At 59.9% G+C, this 12868-nt stretch carries 11 protein-coding genes and 2 tRNA genes; 4 read left to right on the forward strand and 9 right to left on the reverse strand.

What is annotated here, in order from left to right:
- Positions 1 to 256: 256 nt before the first annotated feature.
- A tRNA-Met gene (locus J2Y90_RS11815) sits at positions 257 to 333 on the reverse strand.
- Between the two features lie 221 nt (positions 334 to 554).
- Positions 555 to 631: transfer RNA gene (locus J2Y90_RS11820), tRNA-Met, on the reverse strand.
- Between the two features lie 279 nt (positions 632 to 910).
- On the opposite strand from J2Y90_RS11820, the gene dinB reads away from it, so the two are divergent.
- On the forward strand, positions 911 to 1972 hold the full coding sequence (gene dinB, locus J2Y90_RS11825) for a DNA polymerase IV (protein ID WP_253499754.1): 1062 nt from the start codon (positions 911 to 913) through the stop codon (positions 1970 to 1972).
- Between the two features lie 100 nt (positions 1973 to 2072).
- Here the strand turns inward: dinB and J2Y90_RS11830 are convergent, their stop codons facing one another.
- From J2Y90_RS11830 to J2Y90_RS11845, 4 genes are all read right to left on the reverse strand, one after another.
- Positions 2073 to 3026 (reverse strand): hypothetical protein, encoded by a 954-nt coding sequence (locus tag J2Y90_RS11830; RefSeq protein ID WP_253499757.1) that lies wholly within the window; start codon positions 3024 to 3026, stop codon positions 2073 to 2075.
- A 17-nt stretch (positions 3027 to 3043) separates the two neighbouring features.
- Positions 3044 to 4759 carry a proline--tRNA ligase gene (locus J2Y90_RS11835; RefSeq protein ID WP_253499760.1) on the reverse strand — a complete coding sequence of 572 codons (1716 nt, stop codon included), beginning with the start codon at positions 4757 to 4759 and terminating at the stop codon, positions 3044 to 3046.
- Positions 4760 to 4888: 129 nt separating this feature from the next.
- A complete protein-coding gene (locus J2Y90_RS11840; protein WP_253499763.1) occupies positions 4889 to 6448 on the reverse strand; it encodes an AmpG family muropeptide MFS transporter in 1560 nt (519 codons plus the stop codon).
- A gap of 43 nt (positions 6449 to 6491) precedes the next feature.
- Complete coding sequence (locus J2Y90_RS11845) at positions 6492 to 6845, reverse strand: MGMT family protein (RefSeq protein WP_071174585.1); 354 nt, start codon at positions 6843 to 6845, stop codon at positions 6492 to 6494.
- A 165-nt stretch (positions 6846 to 7010) separates the two neighbouring features.
- Here J2Y90_RS11845 and J2Y90_RS11850 point away from each other — a divergent pair, with 165 nt between their 5' ends.
- Positions 7011 to 8018, forward strand: a complete 1008-nt coding sequence (locus J2Y90_RS11850; RefSeq protein WP_042608238.1) for a DUF481 domain-containing protein — start codon at positions 7011 to 7013, stop codon at positions 8016 to 8018.
- Positions 8019 to 8209: 191 nt separating this feature from the next.
- Here the strand turns inward: J2Y90_RS11850 and J2Y90_RS11855 are convergent, their stop codons facing one another.
- Positions 8210 to 8419 (reverse strand): cold-shock protein, encoded by a 210-nt coding sequence (locus tag J2Y90_RS11855; protein ID WP_002554837.1) that lies wholly within the window; start codon positions 8417 to 8419, stop codon positions 8210 to 8212.
- Positions 8420 to 8774: 355 nt separating this feature from the next.
- Here J2Y90_RS11855 and dcd point away from each other — a divergent pair, with 355 nt between their 5' ends.
- A complete protein-coding gene (gene dcd / locus J2Y90_RS11860; protein ID WP_007940589.1) occupies positions 8775 to 9341 on the forward strand; it encodes a dCTP deaminase in 567 nt (188 codons plus the stop codon).
- Positions 9342 to 9448: 107 nt separating this feature from the next.
- Positions 9449 to 9658, forward strand: coding sequence for a hypothetical protein (locus J2Y90_RS11865; protein WP_253499766.1), 210 nt, complete (start codon positions 9449 to 9451; stop codon positions 9656 to 9658).
- A 44-nt stretch (positions 9659 to 9702) separates the two neighbouring features.
- Here the strand turns inward: J2Y90_RS11865 and pdeM are convergent, their stop codons facing one another.
- Both pdeM and J2Y90_RS11875 read right to left on the reverse strand, forming a co-directional pair.
- Complete coding sequence (gene pdeM, locus J2Y90_RS11870; RefSeq protein ID WP_253505138.1) at positions 9703 to 10359, reverse strand: ligase-associated DNA damage response endonuclease PdeM; 657 nt, start codon at positions 10357 to 10359, stop codon at positions 9703 to 9705.
- Entirely contained in the window at positions 10353 to 12842 is a 2490-nt protein-coding gene (locus J2Y90_RS11875; RefSeq protein WP_253499769.1) for a ligase-associated DNA damage response DEXH box helicase, read from the reverse strand. The genes pdeM and J2Y90_RS11875 overlap by 7 nt, the downstream gene beginning before the upstream one ends.
- Between the last annotated feature and the right edge of the window lie 26 nt (positions 12843 to 12868).

A 12868-nucleotide genomic window follows, 5' to 3' on the forward strand; every position in this document is an offset into this window, starting at 1 on the left:
GACAGGATGGAGGTATCCAGCCAAGTTACCAATCCCTGTAGAAAAAAATAATCACAAAATACTACGCCTCTCGTCGGGCATCGGCGAGGGCAGTTCCTGGATTGCAGAAACCCTGTCTGCGACTCAAGCATAGTCGCAACACAGCACTTCTAATGATCCCCAGCGGTTCACTGCACAGTGACAGATCATTGTTGCGAAAGGACTTTTTCGACAGATACAAAAAAGGCCACTCTTTCGAGTAGCCTTTTTTGATGTTTGGTTGCGGGAGCCGGATTTGAACCGACGACCTTCGGGTTATGAGCCCGACGAGCTACCAGACTGCTCCATCCCGCGTCTGTGTGGCGGCATTCTACAGGCGAACGACGAGGTGTCAACCGCTAATCCAGGAAAGGATCAAATAACTGCTAAATCGCGGCAAACGGTCGCAGGCGCGCGTTAAGTTTCGGAAATGCAAAGAAATCCTGTTTCTCCTCAACCCGCGTCGCACGACGCTGGCTGGACAAAACAGACGCGCACAAAAAAGGCCACTCTTTCGAGTAGCCTTTTCTGATGTTTGGTTGCGGGAGCCGGATTTGAACCGACGACCTTCGGGTTATGAGCCCGACGAGCTACCAGACTGCTCCATCCCGCGTCTGTGTGGCGGCATTCTACAGAGGTTCACGAGTGTGTCAACCTTCGATCTGGATAAATCTGTTGAGGTTCAAGCGCTTAGCGTTTTTTTCTTGCGATTGACCGGCGTGCAGGGCAGGCGGCGCAAGGCTTTCAGCTCTATTGACCGCTGATCTCTGATTGAAAAAATGAATTCATCGGAAATCTCCTACGGTCGGAAAAGAACATTCAACCACTGGTGCTATATACAGGTGCCAATGAGATACTGCTGCTCCGGCTTGCCACGTTGTCTTTTTCCTACATGACCCAGCGAAAAATCATCCACATCGACTGTGACTGTTTCTACGCCGCCATCGAAATGCGCGATGACCCGCGTCTGGCCGGCAAGCCACTGGCGGTGGGTGGTTCGGCGGATCGGCGCGGGGTGATCGCCACCTGCAACTATGAAGCGCGGGCCTATGGTGTGCGCTCGGCGATGGCCTCGGGGCATGCGCTGAAGCTGTGCCCGGACCTGACCATCGTCAAGCCGCGAATGGATGCTTATCGGGAAGCGTCGAAGGAAATTCATACGATCTTTGCCGACTACACCGATCTGATCGAGCCGCTGTCGCTGGATGAGGCCTACCTGGATGTGTCCGACAGCGCACATTTCGGCGGCAGCGCCACGCGGATTGCCCAGGACATTCGCCGCCGGGTCTCCAATCAACTGCACATCACCGTCTCGGCTGGCGTTGCGCCGAACAAGTTTCTGGCGAAGATCGCCAGCGACTGGAAGAAGCCCAACGGTCTGTTCGTGATCACTCCGGATCAGGTCGAGGATTTCGTCAGCGGTCTGCCGGTGAGCAAGCTGCACGGCGTCGGCAAAGTCACCGCCGACAAGCTCGGCAAGCTCGGCATCGTCGACTGCCAGCACCTGCGCGAATGGGGCAGGCTGGCGCTGGTGCGCGAATTTGGCAGTTTCGGCGAGCGCTTGTGGAATCTGGCGCGAGGCATCGATGACCGACTGGTGCATAACGACAGTCGGCGTCAGTCGATCAGCGTGGAAAACACCTACGACGTTGATCTTCCGGATTTGCGCGCCTGCCTCGACAAATTGCCCGAGCTGCTCGAGACCCTGAAAACCCGCATGGCGCGGATCGACAGCAGTTATCGACCGGGCAAGCCGTTCGTCAAAGTCAAATTTCATGACTTCACCCAGACCACGCTGGAACAGGCCGGGGCAGGGCGCGACCTGGGCAGCTATCAGTTGCTGCTGACGCAGGCGTTCAACCGTGGTGGCAAACCGGTGCGGTTGTTGGGGGTGGGGGTAAGGCTGGAGGATTTGCGCGGCGGGTTTGAGCAGATGGAGTTGTTTGAGCGGTAATTTTGCGTCGTCTGTCAGGACTCTTCGCGAGCAGGCTCGCTCCCACATTTGGAATGCATTCTATCCTGTGGGAGCGAGCCTGCTCGCGAAGCTTCTGCTTTTAATTCGGCCCAGGATCAGCCACTAAACGCCCGGCATCCTTGGCCAAAGACTTGAGAAACTCAGTCTGCAACTCGGGATCATTGCGGGTCAGTTCGATCAGGCTTTGTTCCAGTTCGCTGGCTTCCTCTTCCAGACCCAGTTCCGACAGGCGCTTGACCCGGTGCACCCACTGGCTCACCTCGTCATCTTCCAGATCGTCATAAATCAGCCCGTGCGCTTCCAGCAACTTGCCGCGCAGGTGACCGCTGAGCATCAGCGTCGAGTCGGTATGTACGTCGTCCTTGGCGTCCTCGACACTGATCTGCAAGCGGCCGATATGATTGAGGTCATGTTCGGCGAACGGACTGTCGAGCAGATTCAAGCGCAGCACGCCGTTGCGATCGGTCGTCATGTCGAAGGTCTGCTTGCCGGCCTTGACCTGCACCGGCCGCTCGCTCCATGGCAGGCTCGAATACTCCGTGCGCTTGTCGCGCTGGAGTTCGTCGATGCCCGCGAGGTTCTGCTGCGCGCGACCGTTGGACTGCACGTTCATGAACGGGTTGAGCCCGGCGAAACCGTAGCTCAGCCAGTCTTTGGTAACGCTGTCCGGCAGGTTGCCGAGGGCGAACACGTTGACCACGTTCGCACCGACACCACCGACCACGGCCACCGCGCCCAGCGGAATCTCATAGACCTCGCGCCAGGGTTGATAAGGCGTGTAGCGGTCGTAGCGGCGGGTGACCTCGAACTCGGTGACTTCAAAAGTCTTCTGCTCGTTGATCTTCACGCGTCGCTGCGGCAGCTCGAGCACCTTGGGCTCGCCGACATCGATCTGCAGGCTGTGGTCGAGCAACTTTCGCTCGACCCGCTCTTCGTGCTCGCTGCGTTGCGACATGTGATTGGCGCAGCCGCTGACCAGCAGGGCGCCGCACAGGGCGGCGCCACCGAGGCCTAAGGTGTTTCGCTTGAACATGACGTCTCTATCTGGTTTCAGCGGCGGATACGGGCCTGAAGGAAGGACACAACATCGGCCACCGGCAGCGCTTGCGCCTCGCCTTCGGTGCGACTCTTGTATTCCAGGTTGCCTTCGGCGAGGCTGCGGTCGCTGACCACGATCCGGTGTGGAATGCCGATCAGCTCCATGTCCGCGAACTTGATGCCCGGGCTGGTTTTCTTGTCGCGATCGTCCAGCAGCACTTCGAAACCGGCCGCCGTCAGTTCGGCATACAGCTTGTCGGTGGCTTCGCGCACCTGCTCGGTTTCATAGCGCAGCGGTACCAGAGCGATCTGGAATGGCGCCAGCGTATCGCTCCAGATAATGCCGTTGGCGTCGTTGTTCTGCTCGATCGCAGCAGCCACTACGCGGGAAACGCCAATGCCGTAGCAGCCCATTTCCAGGGTCACCGGCTTGCCGTTCTCGCCCAGCACTTCGCACTTCATCGCCTTGCTGTACTTGTTGCCCAGCTGGAAGATGTGCCCGACTTCGATGCCGCGTTTGATTTCCAGCGTGCCTTTGCCGTCCGGGCTTGGATCGCCAGCGACGACATTGCGCAGGTCGGCAACGGTCGGAACCGGCAGATCACGCTCCCAGTTCACGCCGAAGTAGTGCTTGTCATCGATGTTCGCGCCGATGCCAAAGTCGCTCATCATCGCGACCGAGCGATCGATGATGATCGGCAGCGGCAGGTTCAGCGGGCCGAGCGAACCGGCGCCGGCGCCGATCGCGTCGCGCAGTTCGGCATCGGAGGCCATGACCAGCGGGCTTGCAACGCCTGGCTGGTTGGCAGCCTTGATTTCGTTCAGTTCGTGGTCGCCACGGATCACCAGCGCGATCAGCTTGCCTTCTTCTTCGGCGTGGACGATCAGGGTCTTGATGGTCTTTTCAATCGGCAGATTGAATTTTTCCACCAGCGCCGCGATGGTTTTGGTGTCCGGTGTGTCGACCAGGCGCAGCTCTTCGGTTGGCGCAGGGCGCGAGGTTTCACGTGGCACCGCTTCGGCTTTTTCGATGTTCGCCGCGTAGTCGGAACCGTTGCTGAAAACGATATCGTCTTCGCCGGACTCGGCCAGTACGTGGAATTCGTGGGAGCCGGCACCACCGATCGAACCGTTGTCGGCTTCAACCGGACGGAATTTCAGACCCAGGCGGGTGAACACGTTGCAGTACGCCTCGTGCATGCGGTCGTAAGTGATCTGCAGCGACGCCTGATCGGCGTGGAACGAGTAGGCGTCCTTCATGATGAATTCGCGGCCGCGCATCAAACCGAAGCGTGGGCGGATTTCGTCACGGAATTTGGTCTGGATCTGGTACAGGTTGATTGGCAGCTGCTTGTAGCTGCTCAACTCGTTGCGCATCAGATCGGTGATCACTTCTTCGTGGGTCGGGCCCGCGCAGAAATCACGACCGTGGCGGTCTTTGATGCGCAGCAACTCAGGGCCGTATTCTTCCCAGCGCCCCGACTCCTGCCACAGCTCGGCCGGTTGGGTGCTCGGCATCAACACTTCCAGAGAACCGGCAGCGTTCATCTCTTCGCGAACGATGGCTTCGACCTTGCGCATGACTCGCAGGCCCATCGGCAGCCAGGTGTACAGGCCCGAGGCAAGCTTGCGGATCATGCCGGCGCGCAGCATCAGCTGGTGGCTGATCACGACCGCGTCGGAAGGCGTTTCTTTTTGTGTGGCGAGCAAAAATTGACTGGTGCGCATGGTTGGCCGTTGTCGGTTGCTATGACTGGAAATGACGGAGCAGTGTACCGGCGAGTTTTGCTGACGTACAGAAGTGTGGCCGGCGCAGAGGTCCAGCGGCGGGATTCCTCCCGCCACTCGCGAAGCGTCCTACGATTCTTCGGTGACGGGCGTCGGTGCAGGCTCAGGCGTAGGTGTCGGGCCTTCGCGGCGGCGCTCCTGAAACCAGTGCAGCGCAATCAGCACCAGCGTCGGCACGCCGAGCAGCGCAGTAATGAGGAAGAAGCTGTGATAGCCGAACTTCTCGACCAGCACGCCGGAATAACCACCCATCAAGCGCGGCAGCAGCAGCATGATCGAGCTGAGCAAAGCATATTGTGTGGCGGAGAACTTCAGGTTGGTCAGGCTCGACAGATAAGCGACGAACGCCGAGGTCGCCAGGCCCGAGCTGAAGTTGTCGAGGGAAATGGTCACCACCAGCATTTGCAGGTTCGGGCCCATGTCCGCGAGCATCACGAACAGCAGGTTGGTCGCCGCCGAAGCCACGCCGCCGATAAACAGGATCGGCAGAATACCGAAGCGCACGATCAACAGGCCGCCCATGCCGGCGCCGACGAGGGTCATGATCAGGCCGAAGATCTTGCTGACGCTAGCGATCTGATCCTTGGTGAAGCCCTGGTCGATGTAGAACACGTTGGCCATCACGCCCATCACCGTGTCGGACATGCGATAGGTGGCGATCAGGCCCAGCAGCAACAGCGCCTGCCAGCGGTAACGCAGAATGAAGTCATTGACCGGCGTCAGCACCGGCGCCAATCCACGCCGGCCCATGGCCGACAGACACATTCCCGTCAGCAGCGTATAGAGAATGGCGCGAAGGAACGCGCGGTCTTCGAGCAGCAGGTCGAGCGGGCTCATGTCGCCGAACAGCACGCCAGCGAAATCAGTGTTGTACAGCTGGGTGAACATCGCCGGTACGGAAACCAGCAAAACGATCAGCACGAACACCGACATCAGTTGATGCATGAACGTGTAGCGCCCGGCCTGCAACTGCGTGCGCAGCGGCACCGGCGGCTCACGCATGAACAGCGTGGTCAGCAGCGCGGGCACCATCAATGCGCCGAACAGCACATAGGTGCCGGTCCACGCCGCGTGCTTATAGTTGAAACCGGTCGAGCCAAAACCTTCGGCGAAGAACAGCGCACCGGCGGTGGCGAGCAGGGCGGCGACGCGGTAACCGGACATGTAACTGGCGGCAAGGGCGGCCTGGCGGCTGTCATCGGCGATTTCCAGACGATAGGCGTCGACCGCGATGTCTTGCGTGGCTGAGGCAAAAGCGACGACGACGGCAATCGCGATCAGCCAGGACAGATGCTTCTGCGGATCACAGAAACCCATCCCGATCAGGCCGAGAATCACCAGTGCCTGGGACAGCACCAGCCAGGAACGGCGACGGCCGAGTTTGCCCAGCAATGGCAGGCGCCATTGGTCGAGCAGCGGTGACCAGACCCATTTGAACGCATACGCCAGGCCGATCAGGCTGGCATAGCCGATGGTTTCACGGGCTACGCCCGCTTCACGCAGCCACACGGAGAGCGTCGAGAACACCAGCATGTACGGCAGGCCGGCGGCAAAACCGAGCAACAACAGCACGAGCGTCGAAGGACTGGCATAGGCGGCGAGCGCGGCGCGCCAGGTTTTACGGGGCATGGGCTGAAGTCTGCCTCAAAATTGCGAAAACAAAGCGCGCACTCTAACCGCTGTGCTCTACCGGACGCCAGCCATGGCGCCGAATATCCACACGATTGTTCTGGACGGTGATGCCTTCCATGCGCAATCGCGCGCGTTGTTCGTCACCGGAAGGGCTGCCGACCGGCAGGCTGATGCGTCCGCCGGCGCCGAGCACGCGGTGCCAGGGCAGCCTGGTGTCGCCGGGCAACTGGCTCAGGGTGCGCCCGACCCAGCGCGCGGCGCGGCCCAGTCCGGCCAGTTCGGCCAGTTGTCCATAACTGACGACTTTGCCTTCGGGCACTTGCGCGAGTGTCGAGTAGAGCGCCGTGCGTCGGATTTGCGCATCGTTTTCGACGCTGTCGAGCGGGTCTTTCACGTAAGCGGCTCCTGAGCATTGGCGTGACGATGGCGACAAGCGTAATCGCTCGGGGCGCAGTTGAGAAATGAACTCAATTGAAATAGTCCGGTCAGTCCTTGTCATGGGCAAAATCCTACGGATAATGCCGACCCTTTTCGCCAACTCTGAGCCCCCGGTCTGCTTATGTTCCCCAGAACCTTGTTGTGCCTTGCTGTTTTCAGCACGTCCACGCCCCTGCTTGCCGACACCGTCTGGTTGAAAAACGGCGACAAGCTGAGTGGCACTATCACGGTCTTCGACGGCGGCAAGCTGTTGATCCAGACCAAATACGCCGGTGCGGTGGCAATTGACTGGAAAGAGGTCAAGACCCTCGACAGCGATCAGCACTTGCTGGTGAAGCAGGACGCCTATGCCGGCGAAGTGTCGAAATCGCTCACTGCGGCCGACGACGGCAAAGTCACCCTGGCCAATGGCGAGGCGCCCAAGACGGTCGAGCTGGCGAGCATTCAGCAGATACTCAAGCCCAAGCCGATCGTCACCGACCTGGTATGGAAGGGCAACGTCGACCTGGCACTGGACTATCAGCGCGCCGAAAAGGACACCGACGACTACGATGTTGGCTTCAAGACTTCCGCTCGCCATGGTCGCTGGCGGCATATCGCCGAGGGCGAGTACAACCGCGAAGTGCAGGATGCGGAAACCACCACCAACAACTGGCGCGCCGAATACTCCCTCGACCGCTTCCTCACCGATCAGTGGTTCTGGCAAGGGCGCATCAACTACAAGCGTGATCACATCGAAGAGCTGGCGCGTCAGCGTGTGGTCGGTACCGGTCCGGGTTACCAGTTCTGGGACGATGAACTGGGTGCGTTCTCGCTGGGTTCGTTGCTCAACCGTACCGATTACGAATATCGCGATGGCAGCAAGGACAACTTCTATTCCGTCGCGATGAAGTGGGACTACAACCGCTACCTGATCGGCAAGAAGGTCGAGTTCTTCACCAATGGCGAAGTCGGCAAGCCGCTGTCGGGCGTTGCCGATTACGCACTGGATGCCGAGCTGGGCCTGCGCTACAAGGTCACCGAGTGGGCCTCGCTCAACCTCAAGGCCGAGCGCGACATCATCAGCGGCACCAACGATGCCGACTTGAACAAGACCCGTTATACCGCAGGGTTTGGCGTGGCCTGGTAAAAGCTTAAAGCAAAAGATCGTCCGAACGCGGCCCGAGCCTTCGGCAGCTCCTACAGAGGATTGATGTACATCCCGTAGGAGTTGCTGAAGGCTCGGGCCGCGTTCGGACGATCTTTTTTACGCTCAAAAACAAGCGCCCACAAAAAAGCCCCGCTTTTAAGGGCGGGGCTCTTTTCTAAAGAAGCTACAAGTTAGATAACTTGTACTTCTTCAGCTTGCATGCCTTTCTGACCGCGGGTAGCGATGAAAGAAACCTGTTGGCCTTCTTTCAGGCTTTTGAAGCCGTCGGATTGGATAGCTTTGAAGTGAACGAACAGGTCGTCACCGGATTGTGGAGTGATGAAGCCGAAGCCTTTTTCATCGTTGAACCACTTAACGGTACCGGTTTGGCGATTAGACATGGTGTAACTCCTTGAACAAAGATAACTGCGACTCAGGAAGAACCCTGGCCGAGACTGAGTGCAAAGAGCAGGAAAAATTCTTGTAGATGGTTGGATCGAAATTCAACATATCGTGTAGAGATTCTCAGTGACACAAGCAACACAGTGACGCCACCTTAACCCTTTTTCCGGAACGTGCCAATGTTTCTTGCAAAGGATTCTGTGTTTTAGGGATCGGCGGTGCGACTGTTCGTCGCCACATCGCGTAAATACGGGGTGTTCGCCGAGAATTGCGTTGCGCACTTTGATCGCGGCGACGCGCCCGGTAAGATGCCGGACAGAATTTTTCCACCTCGCTATTCAGGACAAACCCGCCATGAGCATCAAATCGGACAAGTGGATTCGCCGCATGGCGCAGGAACACGGCATGATCGAACCGTTCGTCGAGCGCCAGATGCGCGGCAGCGACGACAGCCGGGTGATTTCCTACGGCGTGTCGAGCTACGGTTACGACGTACGTTGCACCAACCACTTCAAGGTGTTCACCAACATCAACTCGGCGATCGTCGATCCGAAGAATTTCGACGCAGGCAGCTTTGTCGACATCCACAGCGATGTCTGCATCATCCCGCCGAACTCCTTCGCCCTGGCCAGCACCGTCGAGTATTTCCGTATTCCGCGCAATGTGCTGACCATCTGCCTCGGTAAAAGCACCTACGCGCGCTGCGGCATCATCGTCAACGTCACCCCACTCGAACCTGAGTGGGAAGGTCACGTGACGCTGGAATTCTCCAACACCACCAACCTGCCGGCGAAAATCTACGCCAACGAAGGCGTGGCGCAGATGCTCTTCCTTGAATCCGACGAGGAATGTGAAGTTTCCTACAAGGATCGTGGCGGCAAGTACCAGGGCCAGCGTGGCGTGACCTTGCCGCGTACCTGATCGACCATCCGACGGATGTCGGGAATTCTTTGGCGGGCAGACACTCTATGGGGTGTACTGCCCGTTTTTGTTACACACAAATCCGGGCCTTCACTGAGGAGTGCCCTATGAAGATCGACCCGCGAATCAGCGCTGAACTGGCAAGGCTTGAGCCCAATCAGATAGGCGTCCTGGCCTGGTCGTTATTGGCGAATCCGTCGTTGAGCCTGGGCGGTGGCGTGCCTGGCCAGCCTGATCCCGATACTCCCAACGAACAACCAACCGAACCAGGTGAACCAACGCTGCCGGACGAACCGCCTCCGGCGCCTGTCGCCTGATCCACTGTCATGAGTATGGCCCGTCAGTCCGATCGATTTGCGATCTAGCTGACGGGCCATATTTCGTTGTCGCCGATCACGAAGACTTTGCAACTGTCGTCGCGCTCGACCTGATAGCCGCCGGTAAACGCACCGAATGCCGGCATCAGGCTGATGCGCTCACCGAGTCTGAAACAAGCCAGGCGCAGGCTCTGCCGACCTTTGCCGTGCAATCGATAAACCGGATGCACGTGGCCCGCGAGCACGTGCCGCTCGGGATGCGGATCGGGCTCATGCTGCAGGGCGAACGGCCCAAGTAACAGCGGCTCTGGCACTACGCGAATATTCAGCGAGGCTGGTGGGTCACCGGCGCGTTTGTCGTGGTTGCCGCGAATCAGTGTCATCGGCAGGTCGGCGTGCCGCGCGCGCCATTCTGCCAGCGCATTCAGTGTGATTGCGACATGGGAGCCAGGCCCATGCAGAAAATCCCCGAGGAAGATCAACTGGCGACACGGCAGCCGCGCCAGCAGCGCGTCGATCACCGCGATATTGCTCGCGGTCGTACCATGCGGCACTGGCTGGCCGAGGCTGCGATAGGCCGCCGCTTTGCCGAAATGCACATCGGCGATCAGCAACGCCTCCTGCGCGGGCCAGTACAGCGCTTTCTCCGGCAGCAACCACAATTCTTCGCCCGCCAGGCGCACCGGGTATGCGCTCACGATGATTTTCCGTTATCAGCGGTTTTTTCCAGGTCACCGACCATTCTTCTGATCCTGTCAGCCAGTTTTTCCGAACTCATGCTTTCGCGCATCCGCTCCACCAGCAGCGGAAAGCCCAGCGGTGTAGGACGTTTAACCTGATGTACGTTCAGTTTCATCTGATTGATGCGCTCCAACGTCTGTTCCAGACGACGAATATCCAGTTCTTCACGTAAGACTTCTTCCCCGGCCTGGGCCAGCAGCAGGTTGTCGGCGTCGTATTGTTTGAACACCTGGAAAAACAAGCCACTCGACGCCTGCACCTGGCGGGTGCTTTTTGGTGCGCCCGGATAGCCGGCGAACACCAGCCCGGCGATCCGTGCGATTTCGCGGAAGCGGCGCAACGCCAGTTCGCCGGCATTGAGACTGGCCAGCACGTCCAGCAACAGGTCATCGGCATTGAACAGTTGCGCGTCCAGATGCGTGGCCCAATCCACCGGCGTGGCGCTGAGCAATTCCAGGCCGTAGTCATTCACCGCGATCGAGAAGGTCACCGGTTGCCGCTGACTGACACGCCACGCCAGCAAGCTCGCCAGTCCCAGATGCACCTGGCGCCCGGCGAACGGATAGAGGAAAAGGTGCCAGCCTTCGCGGGATTTCAGCACCTCCGCCAGCAGATTTTCCGTGGTGGGCAAACCAGACCAGCGTATCTGCGTTTCCAGCAACGGCCGCAGCGCGTGCATCTCCGGGCCGTTGAAATGACCTTGAGCTGCGGCGCTGAAACGCGCCACCACCGCTTCGGCCAGTTCGTTGGATAACGGCATGCGTCCGCCATTCCAGCGTGGCACGGCGGCTTTTTTCGCGGTGCTGCGTTTGACGTAGGCGGTCATGTTTTCTACCCGCACCAGCTCCAGCAAGCGGCCGGCGAAGAGGAAACCATCGCCGGGTTTCAACCGCGCGATAAAGCCTTCCTCGACGCTGCCCAGCTGTTTGCCGCCGCCGCCCTTGCTCCAGAATTTCAGGTTGATGCTCGCGTCGCTGACGATGGTGCCGATGCTCATGCGATGGCGCCGCGCCAGACGCGCATCCGGCACGCGCCAGACGCCGTGTTCATCCGGCTCGACCCGGCGGTAATCCGGATACGCGGTAAGAGACATCCCGCCATGGCGTACGAATGCCAGCGCCCAGGTCCAATCCGCCGCTGTCAGGTCGCGATAAGCCCAGGCGCCGCGGACTTCTTCGTACAAGTCTTCAGGAATAAAGCCACCGCCAAGGGCCATGCTGACCAAATGCTGGACCAGTACATCCAGCGGCTTGTGCGGTGACAGCCGCGGCTCGATGCGCCGTTGCTCGACGGCATCGCGGGCGGCGACCGCTTCGATCAGTTCGAGGCTGTGGGTCGGCACCAGCGTCACCCGCGAGGTGCGCCCCGGCGCGTGGCCGGAGCGCCCGGCACGTTGCATCAAACGCGCGACGCCCTTTGCCGAGCCGATCTGCAGCACGCGCTCGACCGGAAGAAAATCCACGCCCAGATCCAGGCTCGAGGTGCACACCACGGCTTTCAATTGGCCATTTTTCAGTGCCTGTTCGACCCAGTCGCGGGTCTCACGGGACAGTGAGCTGTGGTGCAACGCGATCAATCCGGCCCAGTCCGGCCGCGCCTCCAATAGCGCCTGATACCAGATTTCCGATTGCGCGCGGGTATTGGTGAATACCAGGGTGCTGGCGCAGGCGTCAAGTTCGGCCACCACTTGCGGGAGCATCTTCAGACCGATGTGCCCGGCCCACGGAAAACGCTCGGTGGCGGGTGGGAGCAAAGTGTCGACCTGCAGGGTTTTTTCGCTTTTGCCCTGAACACTGACGGCGCCGCCCTGTGGGATCAGCACTTGCTCGGCGTGGGATTGATTACCGAGGGTGGCGGAAACGCCCCAGACGATCAGTTCCGGCTGCCAGTGACGCAGACGGGCGAGGGCCAGTTGCAGTTGCACGCCGCGTTTGTTGCCGAGCAATTCGTGCCATTCATCAACGACGATCATGCGCAGGGTCGACAACGCCGTGCGCGCATCCGCGCGGGCGAGCAGCAGGGTCAGGCTTTCGGGTGTGGTGATCAGCGTGGTTGGCAGACGCCGGCCCTGACGGGCGCGTTCGCTGCTGCTGGTGTCGCCGGTGCGCAGGCCGATGCTCCACGGAATCTGCAAATCATCCACCGGGCTTTGCAGCGCGCGGGCAGTGTCGGCGGCGAGGGCGCGCATCGGCGTGATCCACAGCACCGTCAGCGGTTCGGCCGGCGGTTTGCGTTTGCGTGGCGTGGCCACGGGCGGCTGCAAGCGGGCGAAGCGATTGAGCGCGGCAAACCACACCGCATAGGTTTTGCCGGCGCCGGTGCTGGCGTGGAGCAAGCCGGATTCGCCGTTTTTCACCGCCGCCCACACCTGTTTCTGAAAGGCGAACGGCTTCCAGGCGCGAGCGCTGAACCAGGTTTTTGCAAAGTCGGGGGATTTCGCCATGCCGGCTGCGTGCGCTCTGGAGGTGT

Origin of the sequence: Pseudomonas koreensis (assembly GCF_024169245.1) — a bacterium.
Taxonomy (GTDB): domain Bacteria; phylum Pseudomonadota; class Gammaproteobacteria; order Pseudomonadales; family Pseudomonadaceae; genus Aquipseudomonas; species Aquipseudomonas koreensis_F.